The 22,121-nt window shown below is 66.5% G+C and carries 20 protein-coding genes and 2 tRNA genes; 19 read left to right on the forward strand and 3 right to left on the reverse strand.

The features are described from left to right. The first annotated feature begins 18 nt into the window (after positions 1-18). The 15 genes from rlmE (at position 19) to pnp (ending at position 15,443) form a co-directional block, all read left to right on the forward strand. Positions 19-678, forward strand: a complete 660-nt coding sequence (gene rlmE / locus HPA02_RS03950) for a 23S rRNA (uridine(2552)-2'-O)-methyltransferase RlmE (protein WP_146801779.1) — start codon at positions 19-21, stop codon at positions 676-678. Between the two features lie 153 nt (positions 679-831). Further along, positions 832-2,817 carry an ATP-dependent zinc metalloprotease FtsH gene (gene ftsH, locus HPA02_RS03955; RefSeq protein WP_146801780.1) on the forward strand — a complete coding sequence of 662 codons (1,986 nt, stop codon included), beginning with the start codon at positions 832-834 and terminating at the stop codon, positions 2,815-2,817. Between the two features lie 132 nt (positions 2,818-2,949). After that, the gene (folP, locus tag HPA02_RS03960) at positions 2,950-3,813 is read left to right on the forward strand and encodes a dihydropteroate synthase (RefSeq protein ID WP_146801781.1); all 864 of its coding nucleotides are present in this window, start codon (positions 2,950-2,952) and stop codon (positions 3,811-3,813) included. Further along, on the forward strand, positions 3,810-5,156 hold the full coding sequence (gene glmM, locus HPA02_RS03965) for a phosphoglucosamine mutase (RefSeq protein ID WP_146801782.1): 1,347 nt from the start codon (positions 3,810-3,812) through the stop codon (positions 5,154-5,156). The genes folP and glmM overlap by 4 nt, the downstream gene beginning before the upstream one ends. A gap of 89 nt (positions 5,157-5,245) precedes the next feature. Further along, on the forward strand, positions 5,246-5,995 hold the full coding sequence (tpiA, locus tag HPA02_RS03970) for a triose-phosphate isomerase (RefSeq protein ID WP_146801783.1): 750 nt from the start codon (positions 5,246-5,248) through the stop codon (positions 5,993-5,995). Between the two features lie 4 nt (positions 5,996-5,999). Further along, positions 6,000-6,359 (forward strand): preprotein translocase subunit SecG, encoded by a 360-nt coding sequence (gene secG, locus HPA02_RS03975; RefSeq protein ID WP_146801784.1) that lies wholly within the window; start codon positions 6,000-6,002, stop codon positions 6,357-6,359. A gap of 28 nt (positions 6,360-6,387) precedes the next feature. After that, positions 6,388-6,474, forward strand: a tRNA-Leu gene (locus HPA02_RS03980). Between the two features lie 98 nt (positions 6,475-6,572). Continuing rightward, positions 6,573-6,649: transfer RNA gene (locus HPA02_RS03985), tRNA-Met, on the forward strand. A gap of 193 nt (positions 6,650-6,842) precedes the next feature. Beyond that, positions 6,843-7,304, forward strand: coding sequence for a ribosome maturation factor RimP (gene rimP / locus HPA02_RS03990; protein WP_146801785.1), 462 nt, complete (start codon positions 6,843-6,845; stop codon positions 7,302-7,304). Between the two features lie 27 nt (positions 7,305-7,331). Beyond that, positions 7,332-8,825 (forward strand): transcription termination factor NusA, encoded by a 1,494-nt coding sequence (gene nusA, locus HPA02_RS03995; RefSeq protein WP_146801786.1) that lies wholly within the window; start codon positions 7,332-7,334, stop codon positions 8,823-8,825. A 27-nt stretch (positions 8,826-8,852) separates the two neighbouring features. After that, on the forward strand, positions 8,853-11,351 hold the full coding sequence (gene infB / locus HPA02_RS04000; RefSeq protein ID WP_146801787.1) for a translation initiation factor IF-2: 2,499 nt from the start codon (positions 8,853-8,855) through the stop codon (positions 11,349-11,351). 20 nt (positions 11,352-11,371) lie between these two features. Beyond that, a complete protein-coding gene (rbfA, locus tag HPA02_RS04005) occupies positions 11,372-11,758 on the forward strand; it encodes a 30S ribosome-binding factor RbfA (RefSeq protein WP_146801788.1) in 387 nt (128 codons plus the stop codon). Beyond that, positions 11,758-12,675, forward strand: a complete 918-nt coding sequence (gene truB / locus HPA02_RS04010; protein WP_146801789.1) for a tRNA pseudouridine(55) synthase TruB — start codon at positions 11,758-11,760, stop codon at positions 12,673-12,675. The genes rbfA and truB overlap by 1 nt, the downstream gene beginning before the upstream one ends. A 76-nt stretch (positions 12,676-12,751) precedes the next feature. Further along, positions 12,752-13,021 (forward strand): 30S ribosomal protein S15, encoded by a 270-nt coding sequence (rpsO, locus tag HPA02_RS04015; protein ID WP_146801790.1) that lies wholly within the window; start codon positions 12,752-12,754, stop codon positions 13,019-13,021. A 298-nt stretch (positions 13,022-13,319) separates the two neighbouring features. Next, the gene (pnp, locus tag HPA02_RS04020; protein ID WP_146801791.1) at positions 13,320-15,443 is read left to right on the forward strand and encodes a polyribonucleotide nucleotidyltransferase; all 2,124 of its coding nucleotides are present in this window, start codon (positions 13,320-13,322) and stop codon (positions 15,441-15,443) included. A 57-nt stretch (positions 15,444-15,500) separates the two neighbouring features. Here the strand turns inward: pnp and HPA02_RS04025 are convergent, their stop codons facing one another. Next, positions 15,501-16,043: a GspH/FimT family pseudopilin gene (locus HPA02_RS04025; RefSeq protein ID WP_146801792.1), complete on the reverse strand. Its 543-nt coding sequence runs from the start codon at positions 16,041-16,043 to the stop codon at positions 15,501-15,503. Between the two features lie 93 nt (positions 16,044-16,136). Here HPA02_RS04025 and thiO point away from each other — a divergent pair, with 93 nt between their 5' ends. Beyond that, a complete protein-coding gene (gene thiO, locus HPA02_RS04030) occupies positions 16,137-17,231 on the forward strand; it encodes a glycine oxidase ThiO (RefSeq protein WP_146801793.1) in 1,095 nt (364 codons plus the stop codon). 14 nt (positions 17,232-17,245) lie between these two features. Here thiO and HPA02_RS04035 read toward each other — a convergent pair whose 3' ends face one another. Beyond that, positions 17,246-17,509, reverse strand: a complete 264-nt coding sequence (locus tag HPA02_RS04035) for a PP0621 family protein (protein ID WP_146801794.1) — start codon at positions 17,507-17,509, stop codon at positions 17,246-17,248. A gap of 99 nt (positions 17,510-17,608) precedes the next feature. Here HPA02_RS04035 and HPA02_RS04040 point away from each other — a divergent pair, with 99 nt between their 5' ends. Continuing rightward, a complete protein-coding gene (locus tag HPA02_RS04040) occupies positions 17,609-19,240 on the forward strand; it encodes an NAD+ synthase (RefSeq protein WP_146801795.1) in 1,632 nt (543 codons plus the stop codon). 80 nt (positions 19,241-19,320) lie between these two features. Here the strand turns inward: HPA02_RS04040 and HPA02_RS04045 are convergent, their stop codons facing one another. Further along, positions 19,321-20,127, reverse strand: coding sequence for an outer membrane protein assembly factor BamD (locus HPA02_RS04045; protein WP_146801796.1), 807 nt, complete (start codon positions 20,125-20,127; stop codon positions 19,321-19,323). 123 nt (positions 20,128-20,250) lie between these two features. On the opposite strand from HPA02_RS04045, the gene rluD reads away from it, so the two are divergent. After that, on the forward strand, positions 20,251-21,210 hold the full coding sequence (gene rluD, locus HPA02_RS04050) for a 23S rRNA pseudouridine(1911/1915/1917) synthase RluD (RefSeq protein ID WP_146801797.1): 960 nt from the start codon (positions 20,251-20,253) through the stop codon (positions 21,208-21,210). Continuing rightward, the gene (pgeF, locus tag HPA02_RS04055) at positions 21,210-21,971 is read left to right on the forward strand and encodes a peptidoglycan editing factor PgeF (protein ID WP_146801798.1); all 762 of its coding nucleotides are present in this window, start codon (positions 21,210-21,212) and stop codon (positions 21,969-21,971) included. Before rluD ends, pgeF begins: the two co-directional genes overlap by 1 nt. Positions 21,972-22,121: the final 150 nt, after the last annotated feature.

Consider the following 22,121-nt stretch of genomic DNA (forward strand, 5'->3'; position numbering starts at 1 on the left):
CCGATCCCAGGTGCCCTAGTGACATCTCCTTCCCGTCCCCGCAAGTCCGCGTCTCCGCGTCATGCCAGCAAGTCCAGTGCCGGTTGGCTCAAGGAGCATTTCGACGATCAATATGTGCAGCGCTCCTGGCAGGAGGGCTACCGCAGCCGCGCCAGCTACAAGCTGCTCGAGCTGGATGCCAAGGACCGGCTCTTCACGCCGGGCATGACGGTGATCGACCTGGGGGCGGCGCCCGGCGGCTGGAGCCAGGTGGCCGCCGAGAAGGTGGGCGCCAAGGGCCTGGTGATCGCTTCCGATATTCTCGAGATGGATGCCCTGGCCGGGGTCGAGTTCATCCAGGGGGACTTTACCGAGGAGGCGGCCCTGGAGGCGATCCTCGCTACCCTGGGGGAGCGGCCGGTGGACCTGGTGATGTCCGATATGGCCCCCAATATGAGTGGCATGGCCGCCATCGATCAGCCCCAGGCCATGTACCTGGTGGAGCTGGCGCTGGATCTGGCGCGCCAGACCCTGAGCCCCGGGGGGCGCTTCCTGGCCAAGGTGTTTCAGGGTGAAGGTTTCGATGCCTACCTGAGGGAGCTGCGCGGCAGCTTCGCTCGGGTGGTGACCCGCAAGCCGGAGGCCTCGCGGGCGCGTTCCCGCGAGGTCTACCTGCTGGCGGAAGGATTCAAGGGCTAGGGCGGCGATAGCTTCCATCAACCGAGGCAATAGCCGGACAGGGGGCGAAAGATATGCCACTGTCGTCCCGTCAGGGTGGTTGAACACCCGCGGCTGCTGTAATGTCGAAGGTCTAGCCGGTACGCAGATCGATTTAGCAATGAGGGTGTTCCCTTGAATGATATGGCGAAGAACCTGATCCTGTGGTTGGTCATCGCGGCAATATTGCTGACGGTGTTCAACAACTTCAGTGTCGATAACTCACCGCAGACGATGAACTATTCCCAGTTCGTCCAGCAGGTGCAGAACCAGCAGGTGCGCAGCGTCACCATCGATGGCTACACCATCACCGGTGAGCGCAGCGATGGCTCGTCCTTCCAGACCATTCGCCCGGCGGCGGAAGATCCCAAGCTGATGGACGATTTGCTCTCCAATAACGTCACCGTGGTGGGCAAGGAACCCGAGCGCCAGAGCCTGTGGACGCGGCTGCTGGTGGCCAGCTTCCCGATCCTGATCATCCTGGCGATCTTCCTCTTCTTCATGCGTCAGATGCAGGGCGGCGGCGGCGGCAAGGGCGGTCCCATGAGCTTCGGCAAGTCCAAGGCCAAGCTGCTCTCCCAGGACCAGATCAAGACCACCTTCGCCGACGTGGCCGGCTGTGACGAGGCCAAGGAAGAGGTGGAGGAGCTGGTCGATTTCCTGCGCGACCCCTCCAAGTTCCAGCGCCTGGGCGGCACCATTCCCCGCGGCGTGCTGATGGTGGGCCCGCCGGGGACCGGTAAGACGCTGCTGGCCAAGTCGATCGCCGGCGAGGCCAAGGTGCCTTTCTTCTCGATCTCCGGTTCCGACTTCGTCGAGATGTTCGTCGGCGTGGGCGCCTCGCGGGTGCGCGACATGTTCGAGCAGGCCAAGAAGCAGGCGCCCTGCATCATCTTCATCGACGAGATCGATGCCGTGGGCCGTTCCCGTGGCGTCGGCATGGGCGGCGGCAACGACGAGCGCGAGCAGACCCTCAACCAGCTGCTGGTGGAGATGGACGGCTTCGAGGCCAACGAAGGCATCATCGTCATCGCCGCCACCAACCGCCCCGACGTGCTCGATCCGGCGCTGTTGCGCCCGGGCCGTTTCGACCGCCAGGTCACCGTGGGTCTGCCGGATATTCGCGGCCGCGAGCATATCCTCAATGTGCACCTGCGCAAGGTGCCCCTGGCCGATGACGTCAAGCCGTCGTTGATCGCCCGCGGTACCCCGGGCTTCTCCGGTGCCGACCTGGCCAACCTGGTCAACGAGGCTGCCCTGTTCGCCGCGCGTCGCAACAAGCGCCTGGTGGGCATGGACGAGCTGGAGCTGGCCAAGGACAAGATCATGATGGGCGCCGAGCGCAAGTCCATGGTGATGTCCGAGAAGGAGAAGCTGAACACCGCCTATCACGAGTCGGGCCACGCCATCATCGGCCTGGTGATGCCGGAGCACGATCCGGTCTACAAGGTCACCATCATTCCCCGTGGCCGCGCCCTGGGGGTGACCATGTTCCTGCCGGAGGAGGATCGCTATAGCCTCTCCCGTCAGCAGATCATCAGCCAGATCTGCTCGCTGTTCGGCGGGCGCATCGCCGAGGAGATGACCCTGGGGCCGGATGGCGTGACCACCGGGGCGTCGAACGATATCAAGCGCGCCACCGAGCTGGCCCACAACATGGTCGCCAAGTGGGGCCTCTCCGAGGAACTCGGGCCGATCATGTACGACGAGGACGAGTCGCACCAGTTCCTCGGCGGCCCGGGCCAGGGCGGCGGCAAGTTCAAGTCCGGTGAGACCACCTCCAAGCTCGACAAGGAAGTGCGGCGCATCATCGACGACTGCTACGCCAAGGCCAAGCAGATCCTCGAGGAGAACCGCGACAAGCTGGATGCCATGGCCGAGGCGCTGATGAAGTACGAGACCATCGATGCCGACCAGCTCAGGGACATCATGGAAGGGCGCGATCCGCGTCCGCCCGAGGGTTGGGATGACGATGGCAGCGGTGGTGCCGGCATTACCCCGGATGCCCAGGCCAGGCCGGACGATGCCGAGGCGCCCTCCGCCGAGGAGGGCGATGACGAGGAGGATGACGAGCCGCGCCGTCGGCCCTCGGATCCCCTCGGCGGTCCCGCCGGCCAGTAGGTCGGGAGTGACGGAACCACAGCAGGCGCCCCTCGGGGCGCCTGTGTCGTCTCTGCCTGTCGTCTTGCATGGTGCCGGGTGGCTGATTAGAGTAGGTTCCCTCTCTTTGCCTACCCTGTCAGGACCCGCCCCATGAGCGACGGACAACCCGCGACCATGCTCCATTGTGGTCGCCATCGGCTCGATCTCTCCTATCCCCGAGTCATGGGGATTCTCAATGTCACCCCGGACTCCTTCTCCGACGGCGGGCGCCATGTGGCGCTGGATGATGCCCTGCGTCACGCCGAGCAGATGCTCGCCGAAGGAGCCGCCATCATCGACGTGGGGGGAGAGTCGACCCGACCCGGCGCCGTGCCGGTGGCGCCCCAGCAGGAGCTGGATCGGGTTGCCCCGGTGGTGGAGGCCCTGGTGCGCGAGCTGGATGCCCTGGTCTCGGTGGACACCAGCAGTCCCGAGGTGATGCGCGAGAGCGCCGCCCTGGGGGCGGGGATGCTCAACGACGTGCGTGCCCTGCGTCGCGAGGGGGCCCTGCAGGCGGCGGCCCATAGCGGCCTGCCGGTATGCCTGATGCACATGCTCGGCGAGCCCGGCGACATGCAGGTGGCGCCTCATTACGAGGTGCCGGTGGAGGAGGCGGTGGCCGACTTTCTCGAGGCGCGGGTGGCCGCCTGCCTGGCCTCGGGGTTGCGCCCCGAGCGGCTGCTGCTCGACCCCGGCTTCGGCTTCGCCAAGACCGTGGAGCATAACCTGCGCCTGCTGCACCGCATGGATCGTCTGCAGGCACTCAAGCTGCCGCTGTTGGTGGGCATGTCCCGCAAGAGCATGATCGGCAAGGTGCTGGAGCGCCCCGTCGAGGAACGCCTGCCCGGCGGCCTGGCCCTGGCGGCCCTGGCCGTGGAGCGCGGCGCGCGAATCCTGCGTGTCCATGATGTGGGGCCCAGCGTGGATGCCATCAATATGACCTGGGCCGTACTCCAGGAAGGATGTGACCCATGAGTCGACGCTATTTCGGCACGGACGGGATCCGTGGCACCGTGGGGGAGTTCCCCATCACCCCCGACTTCATGCTCAAGCTGGGTTGGGCCACCGGCCGGGTGCTGGCCCGTCAGGGGCGCACCAAGGTATTGATCGGCAAGGATACGCGGATCTCCGGCTACCTCTTCGAGTCGGCCCTGGAGGCGGGGCTCTCCGCCGCCGGAGTGGACGTCTCCCTGTTGGGCCCCATGCCGACCCCGGGGATCGCCTACCTGACTCGCACCTTTCGTGCCGATGCCGGTATCGTGATCTCGGCCTCCCATAACCCCTTCGCCGACAACGGCATCAAGTTCTTCTCCGCCGAGGGGGCCAAGCTGGATGACGCCATCGAGGCGCGCATCGAGGCCGAGCTGGACGAGCCGCTGACCACGGTAGCCGCCGCCGAGCTGGGCAAGGCAGTGCGCATCAACGACGCCCCGGGGCGCTATATCGAGTTCTGCAAGTCGACCATCCCCGACCGCCTCAGCCTGCATGGCATGAAGGTCGTGCTCGACTGCGCCCATGGGGCCACCTACCACATCGCCCCCAGCGTGTTCCGCGAGTTGGGCGCCGAGGTGAGCCTGATCGGCGCCGAGCCGGATGGCCTCAATATCAACCGCGAGGTGGGCTCCACCCATCCGGCGGCCCTGCGTGCCGCGGTGATCCAGCGTGGCGCCGACCTGGGCATCGCCTTCGATGGCGACGGCGACCGGGTATTGCTGGTGGATGCCGACGGCCGTGAGGTGGATGGTGACGATATCCTCTACCTGATCGCCAAGGATCGCCATGAGCGGGGCGAGCTGGGCGGCGGCGTGGTCGGCACCCTGATGACCAACTTCGGCCTCGAGCTGGCCTTCGCCCGCCTGGGTATCCCCTTCGAGCGCGCCAAGGTGGGCGACCGCTACGTGATGGAGCGCCTGGCCGCCAATGCCTGGCAGCTGGGCGGCGAGTCTTCCGGGCATATCGTCTGTGGCCATGTGCAGACCACCGGCGATGGCATCGTCGCCGCCCTCCAGGCGGTGGCCATCATGGTCCGCGAGGGGCAGCCCCTGGCGCGGCTGCTCGCCGGCCTGGAGAAGGTGCCCCAGGCGCTGGTCAACGTGCGCCTGGCGCCGGGGAGCGACGCCAAGTCGCTGATGGCGGCGCCGGCGCTGCAGGAGGCGGTCGCCGCCGTGGAGGCGGAGCTCGGCGATGAGGGGCGGGTGCTGCTGCGCCCCTCCGGCACCGAACCGCTGATCCGGGTGATGGTGGAGGGGCGTGCCCACTTCGACGTGGAGGCCCTGGCCGAACGCATCGCCGCCGATGTGCGCGCGCAGATGGCCTGAGGCCGAGGGTCCGCGAGGTTGTCAGGCGGCGGTTGTCATGCTAGGGCCGCTCCTATACCATTTCGCTCCACCGTGAACGAGGACAGTCTATGCGTACGCCGCTGATTGCCGGCAACTGGAAGATGAATGGCTCGGCCGACCTGGTCGAGGCGTTCGGGCGTGCCTTTGCCGAGGCCGAGCTGCCGGACGGCCTCGAGGTGGCGATCTTTCCGCCGTTTCCCTATCTGGAGGCGGCGCGGCGTGCCTTCGCCGAGACGCCCATCGGCCTCGGGGCCCAGACCCTGAATCCGCTCCACTCGGGGGCCCATACCGGCGAGGTGAGCGGGCGCATGCTGTGTGAATTCGGCGTGCGTTATGCCCTGGTGGGGCATTCGGAGCGTCGCCAGCTCTATCGCGAGAGCGACGAGCAGGTCTATGACCGCCTGCTGGCCGCCCTCGGCGTCGACCTGATCCCGGTGCTCTGCGTGGGCGAGACCCTCGAGGAGCGCGATGCCGGGCGTACCATGGAGGTGGTGTTGCGTCAGGTGGGCTTCGTGATGTCGCGCCTCGAGCCGCAGCAACGCTCGCGTGTGGTGATCGCCTATGAACCGGTGTGGGCGATCGGTACCGGCCGCACGGCCACGCCGCAGCAGGCCCAGGAGGTGATGGCCGCCATCCGCGACTACCAGGCGAGCTTCGATGCCGAGCTCGCTAGCGCCATGCGGCTGCTCTACGGTGGCAGCATGAACGCCGGGAATGCCGGCGAGCTGCTTTCCCAACCCGATATCGACGGCGGCCTGGTGGGCGGAGCCTCCCTCAAGGTCGACGATTTCCTAGCCATTTGCCAGTCAGCAGGTTGAATCCATGCAAGTTGCCATTCTGATGATCCACGTGGCGATCGCCATCGCCCTGGTCGCCCTTATCCTGCTGCAGCAGGGCAAGGGCGCCGAAGCCGGTGCCGCCTTCGGTGGCGGTGCCTCCCAGACCGTGTTCGGCTCCCGGGGTAGCGGAAGCTTCCTGGCCAAGCTGACCGGCATCCTGGCGGCGGCCTTCTTCGCCACCTCCCTGACCCTGGCCTACTTCGCCAGCCAGGCCGGCAATGCGCCGGAGGCCGGGATTCCCGATGCGCGCCTGATCGAGCAGCAAAATTCGCTGCCGACCCTTGACGAAGGGCAGCAAGATCTGGATAATTCAGCGCCAGTGCTCGAGGAGACAGGCGAGTGAGCCGGTCTTCGCATAGCACTCCCCTGATGCCGAAGTGGTGGAATTGGTAGACACGCTATCTTGAGGGGGTAGTGGCCTTATGGCCGTGCGGGTTCAAGTCCCGCCTTCGGCACCATTCGAAAACGCAGGTTGCGTTTTCCGCAAGATCAGCACCATGGCGACGTAGTGGCTTGACTCTAAAGCAACCATTACCTATACTCGCCGACCTGTAGATGCGGGGTGGAGCAGTCTGGTAGCTCGTCGGGCTCATAACCCGAAGGTCATCGGTTCAAATCCGGTCCCCGCTACCATTTTGGCGAGACGGCCAATTTGGTGTGAAAGGTTTCTTGTAAAAGGCCCCTTCCAGTGAAGGGGCTTTTTGTTAGCCGCTCATCCACTTGGCCGTCTAGTTGACAGCCTGTCTGGCAGCACGCCCATCGGTCACCTAGCTTATCTATCGCTCCTGGCCAGGTGCCTGATGCAACGGCTGTAGGAGTCTTCGTCGTGGCAATCAAGGACTCAGCGCTCAAGGCGCTCATCGAACCGGTGGTGACCGCCATGGGCTTCGAGCTCTGGGGGATCGACTACCTTTCCCAGGGCAAGCATTCCCGACTGGTGATCTATATCGACGGCCCCGAAGGGGTCACGGTGGACGACTGCGCGGCCATCAGCCGTCAGGTCAGTGCCATCTTCGATGTGGAGGATCCGATTCCCGGCGAATACCGTCTCGAGGTGTCATCCCCGGGCATCGATCGACCCCTCTTTACCCTCGACCACTATGCGCGCTATCGCGGTCATACCGTGACGCTCAAGTTGCGTCTGGCCTTCGAGGGGCGGCGCAAGTTTCAGGGCCTGCTGGCCGGCGTCGAGGGCGACGAGGTGTTGTTGCAACTCGATGGCGAGGAGTACTGCTTTCCCATCGACAGCATCGAGCAGGCGCGCGTCGTGCCGCGGTTCGATGACTAAGGACAGGTTTATTGGCGAGGCTATGGCATGAGCAAAGAGATTCTGGCGGTCGTTGACGCCATCTCCAACGAAAAGGGCGTGCCGCGCGAAGTGATCTTCGAGGCGGTGGAGGCGGCGCTGGCCAGCGCCTCTCGCAAGCGCTTCGAGGACCAGGAAGTCAGCGTCCGGGTCAAGATCAACCGCGTCACCGGCGAATACGAGACCTTCCGTCGCTGGGAGGTGCTCGACGACGACGACTTCGAGAACCCCGACGCCGAGATCAAGCTCAGCTATGCGGAGCGGCGGGATCCGCCCCTCGGCCTGGGCGACGTGGTGGAAGAGAAAATCGAGAATGCGGCCTTCGGCCGCATCGCCGCCCAGACCGCCAAGCAGGTCATCGTGCAGAAGGTGCGCGAGGCGGAGCGGGCCGAGGTGGTGCGCCTCTACTCCGATCGCGAAGGCGAGCTGGTCTCCGGGATCGTCAAGAAGACCACCCGCGATGGCCTGATCGTCGACCTCGGCGATAACGCCGAGGCCTTCCTGCCGCGCAGCGAGATGATTCCCGGCGAGCGTTACCGTATGAACGAGCGGGTTCGTGCGGTGCTGATGAAGGTCGATCCCGAGGCCCGTGGCTCGCAGCTGATCCTCTCGCGCACCTGCCCGGAGTTGATCATCGAGCTGTTCAAGATCGAGGTGCCGGAGATCGCCGAGCAGCTCATCGAGATCAAGGGCGCCGCCCGCGATCCGGGCTCTCGGGCCAAGATCGCCGTCAAGACCAATGATCGCCGCATCGATCCGGTGGGTGCCTGCGTCGGCATGCGCGGTTCCCGGGTCCAGGCGGTCTCCACCGAGCTGCAGAACGAGCGGGTCGATATCATCCTCTGGGACGACAACCCCGCGCAGCTGGTGATCAACGCCATGGCGCCGGCCGACGTGGCCTCCATCCTGGTGGACGAGGAGTCCGGGGCCATGGATGTGGCCGTGGCCGAAGACAACCTGGCTCAGGCCATCGGCCGTAGCGGCCAGAACGTGCGCCTGGCCTCGGAGCTCACCGGTTGGCGGCTCAACGTCATGACCGAGGAAGAGGCCGAGGGCAAGCGCGAGCAGGAGATCGACAGCCTGGTGGAGCACTTCATCCAGCACCTGGAGATCGACGAGGACCTCGCTCGCCTGCTGGTGGAAGAGGGCTTCACCACCCTGGAAGAGATCGCCTATGTGCCCGCCGAGGAGATGCTCGAAATCGAGGAGCTCGATGAAGAGCTGATCGAAGAGCTGCGGGCACGGGCCAAGGACGAGCTATTGAACCTGGCCATTGCCTCCGAGGAGGAGCTCGATGGTGCTCAGCCCGCCGATGACCTGCTGGCGATGGAGGGCATGGAGCGTCACCTGGCCTTTATCCTCGCCAGTCGCGGCATCGTCACGATGGAGGATCTGGCCGAGCAGTCCGTCGACGACCTGGCGGACATCGACGAGTTGGACGAAGAGCGCGCAGCGGCACTGATCATGACTGCCCGTGCGCCATGGTTCGAGAGCGAACAGTAAACAGGTCACGGGCTCAGGAGGGTCGCAATGTCAGACATGACCGTTAAAGATTTTGCAGCCAAGGTGGGGCGCGACGTGCCTCGCCTGCTGGAACAGATGAAAGAAGCCGGGCTGTCCCATAAGTCCGAGAGCGACGCCGTCTCCGAAGAGGACAAGCGGTGCCTGCTCGATTACCTCACCAAGAGCCACGGCGGCAGCGGTGCCGGGGCCAGGAATCGCATTACCCTGACCCGCAAGACCAAGAGCCGTATCAAGACCGGTGAGCGGGGCAAGACCATCGAGGTGCAGGTGCGCAAGAAGCGTACCTACGTCAAGCGCGAGGAAGAGCAGCTCGCCGAGGAACCCAAGGCGCAGGATCATGGCCCCCGCCAGCTGGTGGGTGACATGGCCGAGGCCGAGGCCAAGCGCGAGGCCCGCGAGGCGGAAGAGGCCAAGGCGCGTGCCGCCGAGCAGGCCGCCCAGGAAGCCGCCGCCAAGCTCGAGGCCGAGAAGGCCGCCGAGGTGCCGGAGGTGCCGGTGCCCGAGCTGGATACCAGCGAGCCCGCCGGCGACCAGCCCCCGGCGCCGCCCAAGGAGGGTCGCACCGACCGTCGCACCGCGCCGCCCAAGAAGGCCTCCGCCAAGAAGGGCCGCCACGATCGCGATGACGACCGTGAAGAGCGTCGCCGTGGTGGTGCCAAGAAGGTCAAGCGCGCCGAGCGTCGCAGCACCCGCCGTGGCGGTGGTCGCGATAGCGGCGGCAAGCACGGCTTCCAGAAGCCGACCCAGCCGATCGTGCGCGAGGTCTCGATCCCCGAGTCGATCAGCGTCGCCGACCTGGCCGACAAGATGTCGATCAAGGCCAACGAGGTGATCAAGGCGATGTTCACCATGGGCGCCGCGGTGACCATCAACCAGACCATCGATCAGGACACCGCCGCGATCGTGGTGGAAGAGATGGGCCATACGCCCAAGCTGGTCAAGGACGATGCGCTGGAGACCGAGGTCCTCGCCGGCATCTCCTACGAGGGCGAGGAGATCACCCGCTCGCCGGTGGTCACCGTGATGGGTCACGTCGACCACGGCAAGACCTCGCTGCTCGACTATATCCGTCAGGCCAAGGTCGCCACCGGCGAAGCCGGCGGCATCACCCAGCATATCGGCGCCTACCATGTGGAAGGCCAGCACGGTGGGGTGACCTTCCTGGACACCCCGGGTCACGCGGCCTTTACCGCCATGCGTGCCCGCGGTGCCAAGGCCACCGACGTGGTGATCCTGGTGGTGGCCGCCGATGACGGCGTCATGCCCCAGACCATCGAGGCGATCGAGCACTCCAAGGCCGCCGAAGTGCCCATGGTGGTGGCGGTCAACAAGATCGACAAGCCCGCCGCGGATCCCGATCGGGTCAAGAACGAACTCTCCCAGCACGGGGTCATCTCCGAGGAGTGGGGTGGCGACACCCAGTTCGTGCATGTCTCCGCCAAGACCGGCGAGGGCATCGATGACCTGATCGAGGCCGTGCAGCTGGTCTCCGAGGTGCTCGAGCTCAAGGCCGTGCCGGAAGCGCCCGGCAAGGGCGTGGTGGTCGAGTCGCGTCTCGACAAGGGCCGCGGCCCGGTGGCCACCGTGCTGGTTCAGAACGGCACCCTGAAGAAGGGCGATATCGTCCTCGCCGGCCTGCACTACGGCCGGGTGCGCGCCCTGACCAACGAGCTGGGCAAGCAGGTCGACTCCGTGGGGCCGGCCATGCCGGTGGAGATCCAGGGCCTCGACGGCACCCCGGACGCCGGTGACGACTTCATGGTGGTGGCCGACGAGAAGAAGGCCCGCGAGGTCGCCAACTTCCGTCAGGGCAAGTACCGCGAGGTGCGCCTGGCCCGCCAGCAGAAGGCCAAGCTGGAGAACATGTTCAGCCAGATGGGCCAGGACGAGGTGGCCAAGGTCAATATCGTCCTCAAGGCCGACGTCCAGGGCTCCCTGGAGGCCATCAAGGGCGCCCTGGAAGAGCTCTCCACTGACGAGGTGCAGGTCTCCGTGGTCTCCTCCGGGGTCGGCGGTATCACCGGTACCGACGCCAACCTGGCGCTGGCTTCCGAGGCCATCGTGGTGGGCTTCAACGTGCGTGCCGACGCCGCCGCCCGCGAGATCATCGAGCGCGAAGGCCTGGACCTGCGCTACTACAGCGTCATCTACCACCTGATCGACGAGGTCAAGCAGGCCATGAGCGGCATGCTGGCACCGGAGTGGAAGGAGGAGATCGTCGGTGTGGCCGAGGTTCGCGACGTCTTCCGCGCGCCCAAGATCGGTGCCGTGGCCGGCTGCATGGTGGTCGAGGGTACCGTCTACCGCAGCAAGAAGATCCGCGTGCTGCGCGACAACGTGGTCATCTACGAGGGCGAGCTCGAGTCGCTGCGTCGCTTCAAGGACGATGTCCAGGAAGTCCGCAACGGCATGGAGTGTGGCATCGGCGTGAAGAACTACAACGATGTCCAGGTCGGCGACAAGATCGAGGTCTTCGATCAGGTCAAGGTCGAGCGCTCGCTGTAACGCCCTAGGAGCAGAGTCCCATGCGCGAATTCAAGCGTACCGACCGGGTCGCCGACCAGCTGCAGAAGGAGCTGGCGGTACTCATCCAGCGTGAGGTCAAGGATCCGCGCCTGGGCATGGTCACCGTCAGCGGCGTCAAGGTGAGTCGTGACCTCGGTTATGCCGATGTCTACATCACCCTGCTGGGCGAGAACGATGCCGAGACGATCAAGGCCAACCTGGGCATCCTGCGCCGGGCGGCGGGCTTCCTGCGCGGTCAGGTCGGCCGTCGCATCAAGCTGCGCCATGTGCCGGAGCTGCGCTTCCACTACGATGAGAGCGTGGTACGCGGCCAGCGGCTCTCCTCGCTGATCGACGAGGCGGTAGCCAGCGATCGCGGCCAGCGGGATGACGAGGAGTCGGAGTAATGGCCAGGCGTCGTCGCGGGCTGCCCATCGACGGCGTCCTGCTGCTGGACAAGCCCCAGGGGCTGTCCAGCAACCAGGCCCTGCAGCGCGCCCGGCGCCTCTATCAGGCCCAGAAGGCCGGGCATACCGGCACCCTGGACCCGATGGCCACCGGCCTGCTGCCGGTGTGCTTCGGCGAGGCCACCAAGTTCTCGTCGCAGCTGCTGGACGCCGATAAGGTCTATCGCGCCCGGCTGCGCCTGGGGGTGACCACCACCACCGGCGACGCCGAGGGCGAGGTGCTCCAGGAGCGGCCGGTGCCGGCGCTGGATGAGGCGAGCATCGAGGCGGTCCTGGCGCGCTTTCGCGGCGAGATCGAGCAGCTGCCGCCGATGTATTCGGCGCTCAAGCATCAGGGCCGCCCGCTCTATGAATTGGCCCGCGAGGGCAAGACGATCGAGCGTGCAGTCCGCCGCGTGACGGTTTATGATGTGCGCCTTCTCGCCCTGGAGGGCGAGGAATTCACGCTGGAAGCCAGCGTCAGCAAGGGCACCTATATCCGCACCCTGGCCGAGGACATCGGCGAGGCGCTGGGATGTGGGGCTCATCTTACCGCCCTGCGGCGCCTGAAGACCGGGCCCTTCACGGCGGAAGGAATGCTGACCCTCGAGGCCCTGGAGGGATTCGAGGACGCTGAGCGCCAGGCGCATCTGTTACCCATGGATGTGCTGGTGGCGCATCTGCCGTCATTGACGGTGGCGGCCGACGCGGCCAAGCGGCTGACCCACGGTCAGCCGGCGCGGCTCGAGGTCGGAGCGCTGGCCGTGGAGAGCACGGTACGACTCTATCATGACGGGGCCTTCCTGGGCCTCGGTGTGGTGGCGGGGCCACAGGAGGTGGCGCCGAAGCGGCTGCTGAGTAGCGCGGCCGCATCTTAGGGAGCATCGCCGAGACTGCAAATATGCGTGGTCTCACCCATTCATCATTCAGGCATATTGCTTACTGGAGATACAGATGGCACTGACCGCTGAACAGAAGGCCGAGATCGTCAAGGAATTCGGCCGTGGCGAGAACGACACCGGTTCCCCCGAAGTGCAGGTGGCCCTGCTGAGCGCCAACATCGATGGCCTGCAGGATCACTTCAAGAGCAACAAGCAGGATCACCACTCCCGTCGTGGCCTGATCCGCATGGTTAACCAGCGTCGTAAGCTGCTGGACTACCTGAAGCGCAAGGACTTCGAGCGCTATCAGGCTTTGATCCAGCGCCTCGGCCTGCGTCGTTAAGAAAAGGGTATTTCGCGACTGCGCTCGATATCCTGGCTGCCGGCGGTGCTCGGAATCCTCATGTAGCAGGCTACACTCCGGTTCCTGCGCTCCGGCGGCAGCCAGCCTCTCATCGCTCGTAACGCGAAATCCGCCTTTTCTTTCAGGTCTCGAAAAACGGGTAGCCCTCAGGGGCTGCCCGTTTTTTGTCTTTGGCGGAAAAGCGGTTGCGGTGGCCCTTGGGGGCGGCAGGCCCTAAAATGATCGCCGAGTCGAGTAGACCGCAAATGAAAACGCATCGAAAGGTAAGGACGTCACCGTGAACCCGGTAAAGAAAACATTCCAGTACGGTCGTAGCACCGTCACCCTCGAGACCGGCCGCATCGCCCGCCAGGCCACCGGCGCCGTGCAGGTCACCATGGACGATACCGTGGTGCTGTGCACCGTGGTGGGCAAGAAGGAGGCGAACCCGAATCAGCCCTTCTTCCCGCTGTCGGTCCACTACCAGGAGAAGACCTATGCCGTGGGCAAGATCCCCGGTGGCTTCTTCAAGCGCGAAGGGCGTCCGACCGAGAAGGAAACCCTCACCTCTCGACTGATCGACCGCCCGATCCGTCCGCTCTTCCCCAAGGGCTTCATGAATGAAGTCCAGGTGATCTGTACCGTGCTCTCCGCGGATCGCAACCAGGACCCGGATATCGCCGCCATGCTGGGCACCTCCGCGGCCCTGGCCATCTCCGGGATTCCCTTCAACGGCCCCATCGCCGCCGCGCGGGTCGGTTTCAGCGAAGACAAGGGCTACTTCCTCAACCCCAGCGTCGAGGAACTCACCACCTCCGAGCTGGACATGGTGGTGGCCGGCACCGAGAAGGCGGTGCTGATGGTCGAGTCCGAGGCCAAGGAGCTGCTCGAGGACGAGATGCTGGGTGCCGTGCTCTTCGGTCACCAGGAGATGCAGGTGGCCATCCAGGCCATCAACGAGCTGGTCGCCGAGGCCGGCAAGCCCAAGTGGGACTGGCAGCCGGCGGCGGAAAATACCGCCCTCAAGGAGGCCATCACCGCCGGCTTCGAGGCCAAGGTGGGTGAAGCCTATCGCATCACCGACAAGATGGCCCGCCAGGATGCCCTCAGCGCCGCCAAGGCCGAAGCCGTCGAGCAACTGGCCGGCGAGGGCGAAGGTCAGTTCGATGCCGACGAGGTGAAGGGCGCCTTCGCCAGCCTGGAGAAGCGCGTGGTGCGTGCCCGGGTCACCAACGGCGAGCCGCGTATCGACGGCCGCGACCACAAGACCGTGCGTCCGCTGGCCATCGAGGTGGGCAGCCTGCCCAAGACCCATGGCTCCGCCATTTTTACCCGCGGCGAGACCCAGGCCATCGTCATCGCCACCCTGGGCACCCTGCGCGATGCGCAGCTGATCGAGTCCCTGGAGGGCGAGCGCAAGGATCGTTTCCTGCTGCACTACAACTTCCCCCCCTACTGCGTGGGCGAGGCCGGCTTCATGGGCGGGCCCAAGCGTCGCGAGATCGGCCACGGCCGCCTGGCCCGTCGTGGCGTCCAGGCCATGCTGCCTGCCGAGGACGATTTCCCCTACACCATCCGCGTGGTCTCCGAGATCACCGAGTCCAACGGCTCCAGCTCCATGGCCTCGGTGTGCGGCACCTCCCTGGCGCTGATGGATGCCGGCGTGCCCCTCAAGGCCCCGGTGGCGGGGATCGCCATGGGTCTGGTCAAGGATGGCGAGAAGTTTGCCGTGCTCACCGATATCCTCGGTGACGAGGACCACCTGGGCGACATGGACTTCAAGGTGGCCGGTTCCGCCGAGGGCGTCACCGCCCTGCAGATGGACATCAAGATCGAGGGCATCAACGAGGAGATCATGGAACTTGCCCTGCAGCAGGCCTACGACGCCCGTCTGCATATCCTCCAGCAGATGAATGCCGTGATCGACCAGAGCCGCGACGAGCTCTCCGAGAACGCGCCTTCCATGGCCACCATCAAGATCGATCCGGAGAAGATCCGCGACGTCATCGGCAAGGGCGGCGCCACCATCCGCAAGATCTGCGACGACACCGGCGCCTCCATCGACCTGGACGACGACGGCACCGTGCGCATCTACGCCGACGACAAGGCGGCGGCCAAGGCGGCCATCGATATCGTCCTGGAGATCACCGCCGAGGCGGAGATCGGCAAGCTCTACAAGGGCAAGGTGGTGCGTATCGCCGACTTCGGTGCCTTCGTCAATATCATGCCGGGCACCGACGGCCTGGTGCATATCTCCCAGATCGTCCCGGAGCGGGTCAATGACGTCCGCGACTTCCTCAACGAGGGGGATGAGGTGATCGTCAAGGTGCTGGATATCGACAACCGCAACCGCGTCAAGCTCTCCATCAAGGAGATCACCGCGGAAGAGAAGGCGGCCTTCGAGGCGGAAGTCGCCGAATAAGCGACGCCTGTGGCACGACGACGCCCCCGCATTCGCGGGGGCGTCGTCGTTTAGGGGTCAGCAATCCGGCGTGGAGACCACGCGCACCCGTCCCAGGTTGCTGAGGATCACCTGGGCGCCGGTTCCCAGGCGCCCGCAGACGCGGAAGGTACCGTTGTGTCCCGCCGAGCGGCCCAGGGCGGTATAGCGCACCGGTCGCAGGTCCTGGCGGAAGCTGACCCGAGTGCCGCGCCCCGGAGGCAGCTCCTTCAGCAGGGGCGCATCGCTCAGGTCGCCATCGTCGGCGCTACCCTGGACGATGACCAGGGGCGCCGCCCAGTCGGCGCCATCGCAGGCCAGGCGATCCCGGCTGGGGCAGACGGTGATGGTGGTGCGGCGCGTCACGGCGGTATTGCGGGCCTGGGCCAGGGCGGTCTTGAGGCGCAGCACCTCGGCGGCCACCTCGTTGCGAGCGCTGAAGCGCTGATAGCTAGGCAGGGCCCAGGTGGCGAGGATGGCGGCGATGGCGATGGTCACCAGCAGCTCGATCAGGGTCAGCCCCTTTGCCTGCCGGGGGGCCTTGCCGGTACTGTATACAACATCCTGGATCTCGGGGCGCATCTTGCCCTCCCGGATCGCTCCTCAACCAAGGGGTGATTCATTAACCCTAGTTCGCACCGCGATCCTGCCTGTCAGCCGGAACGGAAGAGTGCCGTGAGTGATTTCGTAATCGTGGGAGGGGGCGTCATCGGCATGATGAGCGCCCTGCAATTGGCCGATGCCGGCCATGAGGTGACCCTGGTGGAGCGCCAGTCCTGTGGCCAGGAGTCCTCCTGGGCCGGGGGCGGGATCGTCTCGCCCCTCTATCCCTGGCGCTACAGTGCCCCCATCTCGCGGCTCTCGAGCTGGTCCGAGGGCTACTACCCGGAGTTGGCCCTGCGCCTGCTGGAGGAGACCGGGGTCGATCCTGAGTACCGGCAGAAGGGGCTGCTCTATCTGCGCGTTGACGACGAGGCGCGTGCCCTGGCCTGGGCTCGGGAGGTGGGCAAGCCCCTGGAGCGGGTGGGAGCCGACTTTCTCTATGACAAGGAGCCGGCGGCGGCCCCCGGCTGCGACGAGGCCCTGTGGATGCCGACCCTGGGCAGCATCCGCAACCCACGCCTGGTGCGTGCCCTGCGGATACGGCTGGCGGCCATGCCGCGGGTGGAGCTGCGCGAGCAGACCGAGGTGACGGGGCTGCGCGCCGCAGGGGGACGGATCACGGCGGTAGAGACCGCCACCGGCCCCATCGCCGGGCAGCAGATCGTGGTCTGTGGGGGGGCCTGGGCCGCGGACCTGCTGGCCGGGGTGGGCGTGGCGCTGGCGGTGCGCCCGGTGCGCGGCCAGATGATCCTGTTCCGGGCGCCACCGGGCCTGGTCAAGCGGGTGGTGCTGATGGACGGGCGCTACGTGATCCCCCGTGCCGATGGCCGGGTGCTGGCCGGCTCGACCCTGGAGGAAGTGGGCTTCGACCAGGGGACCACCGAGGCCGCCCGTGACTCGCTATGGGAGAGTGCCACCGCCATCGTCCCGGCGTTGGCCGAGTGCCAGGTCGAGCACCACTGGGCGGGGCTGCGCCCCGGCTCCCCGGATGGCGTGCCCTTTATCGGCGCCGCCCCCGGCTTCAGCAACCTGCACGTCAATGCGGGGCACTACCGCAATGGCCTGGTATTGGCACCGGCCTCGACCCGCTTGCTGGTGGATGGCCTGTTGGGCCGCGAGCCGATCCTCGACCCGGCGCCCTATGCCCTAAGCACGCCCCGCGGCTAGGCCGTGCCTAGCCGCTAGTCGCTTTTCTGCTCTTCCAGGTACTTGTCGCGATGGGCGCTGCTGCAGAACCAGTCGCCCCGCTCGCGCAGGGCATCGGTTTCGGGTAAATGCACCTGGCAATAGCGGCAGCGCACCATCTGGCCCTGGCTGGCGGTCCCCTCGTCGGGGCTCAGTAGGTCGTCCCGGTCGAGTTTCCATTCCCGGTAGATGCGATAGAGCTTGAGGCCGGCGAAGAACAGCACGGCGAAGATGATCAGGCGTATCAGCAAGAGATTCATCCTAGGGTGGCTCCCTGGTCGGGCGGCTTGGCTTTGCTACCGGAGCGGCCATGCGGGACAATGTCGACTACCCGAGAGTTTCGAGAGATTTCCGCGACCATGCAAGACCTGACGCTGGTGATGGCCCAACTCGACCCTTTGGTCGGCGATATTCCCGGCAATACCGCGCGCGCCATCGAGGCGGTGCGGGAAGCCCGGATCGAGCACGGGGCCGATATCGTGGTGCTGCCGGAGCTGTGCCTGACCGGCTATCCGCCGGAGGACCTGCTGCTGCGCCCTTCCATGGAGAGCCGCCTGCGCGAGGCGCGGGCGAGGATGGCCGAGAAGGTCGCCTCCGGCGTGCTGGTGATCGTCGGCTACCCCGGCATTCGCGAGGGCAAGCGCTATAACCTGGCCGGCCTGCTCTACAACGGCGAATGGCTCGATGAGTACGCCAAGCAGAGCCTGCCCAACTATCAGGTCTTCGACGAGCAGCGCTATTTCGAGGCGGGCCATGAGCCCCTGGTGATCGACCACCTCGGCGTGCGCCTGGGCATCCTGATCTGCGAGGACCTGTGGGCCGAGACGCCGGTGCTCCAGGCGCGGGATGCCGGGGCCGATATCCTGGTCAGCCTCAACGCCTCGCCCTTCCACCATGACAAGCCCGCCGAGCGCCTGGCGCTACTCGAGGCGCGGGCCGCCGAGGCGCGTCGTCCCCTGGTCTATGCCAACATGATCGGCGGCCAGGACGAGCTGGTCTTCGATGGTGGCTCGGCCTGCGTCGACGCCGAGGGGGCACTGCGGGTCCAGGCGCCCCACTGGGAGGTGGGGCTGATGCCGGTACAGCTCGTCAATATCGATGGCCTCTGGGTGCCCCAGGCCGGCGAATGCGTAGCGGTGCCCGACGCCGAGGAGAACCTCTACTGCGCCCTGGTCACCGGGCTACGCGACTACGTCAACAAGAGCGGCTTCCGGGGCGTGGTGCTGGGCCTCTCCGGGGGCATCGACTCGGCATTGTCGCTGGCCATCGCCGTGGACGCCCTGGGGCCCGAGCGGGTCCAGGCGGTGATGATGCCCTATCACTATACCGCCGAGATCTCCCAGGAGGATGCCGCCGAGCAGGCGCGGCTGCTCGGCGTGCACTACGAGGTGCTGCCCATCGCCCCCATGGTGGAAGCCTTCGGTGCGACCCTGGCGGAGAGCTTCGCCGGCACCGAGCGGGACACCACCGAGGAGAACCTGCAGTCGCGTACCCGCGGGGTGCTGCTGATGGCGATCTCCAACAAGAAGGGGCTGATGGTGCTGACCACCGGCAACAAGAGCGAGATGGCGGTGGGCTATGCCACCCTCTACGGCGACATGGTGGGGGGCTACAACGCCCTCAAGGACGTCTACAAGACCTGGGTCTATCGCCTGGCCCGCTGGCGCAATGCCCAGGAGCCGGCGATCCCCGAGCGGGTCATCGAGCGCCCGCCCTCCGCCGAGCTGGCGCCGGATCAGCAGGACAGTGACTCCCTGCCCGACTACGATACCCTGGACGCCATCCTGGTGCGCTATATCGAGGGCGACATGAGCGCCGAGGCGATCATCGCCGCCGGCTTCGACCGCGACGACGTCTATCGGGTGGTGCGCCTGGTGGATCGCTGCGAGTACAAGCGGCGCCAGGCGCCGGTGGGGGTGCGGGTCACGCCGCGGGGCTTCGGCCGCGATCGCCGCTATCCTATCGTCAATGGCTGGCAGCCCGGCGAGTAACCCGCCCGGCCAACGCAAGACGCCACCCCGAGGGGTGGCGTCTTGCCGAGTGGCGCTGATAGGCGATCGAGGGCGACTGCCTAGGCCGAGATCGCCGGTGCCTCGATATGCTTCGGCTGGAAGCTGCGCCCACGCAGCTGCTCGTGGTCGGGGGCATTGTCGATCAGGGTGCGCAGCACCTCCCGGGCCCGATCACTCATCTCCAGGCCCATGTAGCCCTCCACCATCACCGCCAGGGCATCCCGGGTGGCCGGCGTCTGGGGATAGTTCTCGATCACCCAGCGGCCACGCTCCACGGCGGCCAGGTAGGCGCCGCGGCGCAGGTAGTAGTCGGCCACATGCAGCTCATGACGGGCCAACAGGTTGCGCAGGTAGACGATGCGCTGGCGGGCATCCGGGGCGTACTCGCTCTGCGGGTAGCGCTCCACCAAGACGCGGAAATCGGTGTAGGCGTCACGGCTGGCGCCCAGGTCGCGCTTGGAGATATCGATCAGGCGCAACCGCTCGAGGCTGAAGCGTCCCGCCTGCCAGGAGGCCAGGCCGCGCAGGTAGAGGGCGTAGTCCGCCTGGGGATGGCTGGGGTTCAGGCGAATGAAACGGTTCGCCGCGGCGCGGGTGGCCTCCCAGTTATCGTTCTGGTAGTAGGCATAGATCAGGTCGAGCTGGGTCTGCTCGGCATAGTCACCGAAGGGGAAGCGGGTATCCAGTGCTTCCAGCTCGTTCAGGGCGGTGGTGTAGTGGCCGCGCTCCAGGGAGCTGCGGGCCTGCTCGTAGAGTGCCTGCTCCTCGAGCTCGGGAACGCTCTCGCTGGTGGAGGCGCAGCCGGCGAGCAGCAGGGCGGCCAGGGCGAAGGCACCGAGCCGGGTGCCGCTGGTAAAAACGCGCATTATCATCCTCGCATCAAACAACCCGGGGGCCGTGGTAGAATCGCCCCACTATAAAGCACCCACTATAAAACACCCAGGCCCCAGCGGGGAAACCGGGTGTTAGCAGAGGCCAACGCCAGACCCATGCCCGAGATTCTCAATCGTGAAGCCCGCGTGCTCGACGCCCAGGCCGGCCAGCGCCTGGACCAGGCGGCGGCGGAACTGTTCGGCGACTTCTCCCGGGAACGCCTCAAGCAATGGATCCTGCAGGGGGCCCTGACCCTGGACGGCGCGCCGGCGCGGCCCAAGGCCAAGGTCTATGGCGGCGAGATCCTGCGCCTGGAGGCCGAGTTGGAGGAGCAGACCGCCCAGCACCGGGCCCAGGCCATCGACCTGACGATCGTCCACGAGGACGAGGCGGTACTGGTGATCGACAAGCCTGCCGACCTGGTGGTGCATCCCGCGGCGGGCAACCCCGATGGCACCCTGCTCAATGCCTTGCTGCACCACTGCCCGAGCCTGTCCCAGGTGCCCCGGGCCGGCATCGTGCATCGCCTCGACAAGGACACCACTGGCCTGATGGTGGTGGCCAAGACCCTGAGCGCCCAGGCGGCCCTGGTGGAGCAGCTCCAGGCGCGAACGGTCTCCCGGGAGTACGACGCCGTGGTCGCCGGGGTGATGACCGCCGGCGGCAAGGTGGACGCGCCGATCGGCCGCCACCCCAAGGATCGCAAGCGCCAGGCGGTGGTCACCGGCGGCAAGCCGGCGGTGACCCACTACCGGGTGGTGGAGCGCTTCCGGGGCCATACCCATGTGCGTTGCCGACTGGAGACCGGGCGTACCCACCAGATTCGCGTGCACCTGGCGCACCTGCGTTACCCCCTGGTGGGGGACCCGGTCTATGGCGGGCGCCTCAAGCTGCCGCCGGGGGCCGCGGATGAGCTCAAGGAGCTGCTGCGGCTCTTCCCACGCCAGGCGCTGCATGCCCGCAAGCTGGCTTTCATCCACCCCGTCAGCGGCGAAGCGGTCACCTTTCGGGCGCCCCTGCCGGACGATATGCTGGCGCTGCTCGATTACCTGCGCGACGACAGCGAGGGGGTGTGATGAACGACGCCTACGACGCCGCCCTGCAGCCCACGCTGCTGCTCCCGGACTGGCCGGCGCCCAGCACCGTGGGGGCCTTCGTGACCACCCGCGAGACCGGCCCCAGCCAGGGGCCCTTCGCGGCCTTCAATACCGCCCGCCATGTGGGCGACGAGCCGGCCATGGTCGAGCGCTGCCGGGAACTGCTGCGCGCCGAGCTGGATGACGACCGCCCCCTGCTGTGGCTCGATCAGGTGCATGGCGCCAAGGTGCAGCTGGGGTATGTGGCGGATATCCCCCAGGCGGATGCCGCCGTGGCCCTGGATCAACGCTATGCCTGCGTGGTGCAGACCGCCGACTGCCTGCCGGTGTTCTTCTGCGATCGCCGCGGTACCCGGGTCGGCCTGGCCCATGCCGGCTGGCGGGGCCTGGCCGGCGGCGTGCTGGAGGCCACGGTGGCGTCCCTGCGCTGCGAGCCGGAGGAGCTGATGGCGTGGCTGGGGCCGGCCATTTCCAAGGCGCAATTCGAGGTGGGGCCCGAGGTCTTCGAGGCCTTCGTCGCCTTCCAGCCCGAGGCCGCCGAGGCCTTCGAGCCTAGCCCCTATCGCCTGGGCCACTATATGGCGGATATCTACCGCCTGGCGCGGTTGCGCCTGGAGCGCCTGGGAATCGGTCAGATCAGCGGCGGCCACTTCTGCACCGCCTGCGAACCGCGCTTCTACTCCCACCGCCGCGACGACGGCCAGACCGGCCGCATGGCCAGCGTGATCTGGCTGCGCTAGCCCGGCTTCGCCGGGAGCTTGATATATATCAAGCTCCCGCGGTTAATCCCTCCGTGCCTCTTGAAAGCCGCCTACCCTACCTCCATTGATTAGGTCAAGACATGATCGAGGGTCAAGCGGTGCGTCCGAACGTATCGCTACCCCCAAGGA

The organism is Bisbaumannia pacifica (assembly GCF_007989625.1).
Taxonomy (GTDB): domain Bacteria; phylum Pseudomonadota; class Gammaproteobacteria; order Pseudomonadales; family Halomonadaceae; genus Bisbaumannia; species Bisbaumannia pacifica.

Coding starts and splice junctions, on each gene's coding strand:
- folP (WP_146801781.1), top strand. CDS start 2,950: ATGAGCGACGGACAACCCGCGACCATGCTCCATTGTGGTCGCCATCGG.
- glmM (WP_146801782.1), top strand. CDS start 3,810: ATGAGTCGACGCTATTTCGGCACGGACGGGATCCGTGGCACCGTGGGG.
- tpiA (WP_146801783.1), top strand. CDS start 5,246: ATGCGTACGCCGCTGATTGCCGGCAACTGGAAGATGAATGGCTCGGCC.
- secG (WP_146801784.1), top strand. CDS start 6,000: ATGCAAGTTGCCATTCTGATGATCCACGTGGCGATCGCCATCGCCCTG.
- nusA (WP_146801786.1), top strand. CDS start 7,332: ATGAGCAAAGAGATTCTGGCGGTCGTTGACGCCATCTCCAACGAAAAG.
- infB (WP_146801787.1), top strand. CDS start 8,853: ATGTCAGACATGACCGTTAAAGATTTTGCAGCCAAGGTGGGGCGCGAC.
- rbfA (WP_146801788.1), top strand. CDS start 11,372: ATGCGCGAATTCAAGCGTACCGACCGGGTCGCCGACCAGCTGCAGAAG.
- truB (WP_146801789.1), top strand. CDS start 11,758: ATGGCCAGGCGTCGTCGCGGGCTGCCCATCGACGGCGTCCTGCTGCTG.
- rpsO (WP_146801790.1), top strand. CDS start 12,752: ATGGCACTGACCGCTGAACAGAAGGCCGAGATCGTCAAGGAATTCGGC.
- HPA02_RS04025 (WP_146801792.1), bottom strand. CDS start 16,043: ATGCGCCCCGAGATCCAGGATGTTGTATACAGTACCGGCAAGGCCCCC.
- HPA02_RS04035 (WP_146801794.1), bottom strand. CDS start 17,509: ATGAATCTCTTGCTGATACGCCTGATCATCTTCGCCGTGCTGTTCTTC.
- HPA02_RS04040 (WP_146801795.1), top strand. CDS start 17,609: ATGCAAGACCTGACGCTGGTGATGGCCCAACTCGACCCTTTGGTCGGC.
- HPA02_RS04045 (WP_146801796.1), bottom strand. CDS start 20,127: ATGCGCGTTTTTACCAGCGGCACCCGGCTCGGTGCCTTCGCCCTGGCC.
- rluD (WP_146801797.1), top strand. CDS start 20,251: ATGCCCGAGATTCTCAATCGTGAAGCCCGCGTGCTCGACGCCCAGGCC.
- pgeF (WP_146801798.1), top strand. CDS start 21,210: ATGAACGACGCCTACGACGCCGCCCTGCAGCCCACGCTGCTGCTCCCG.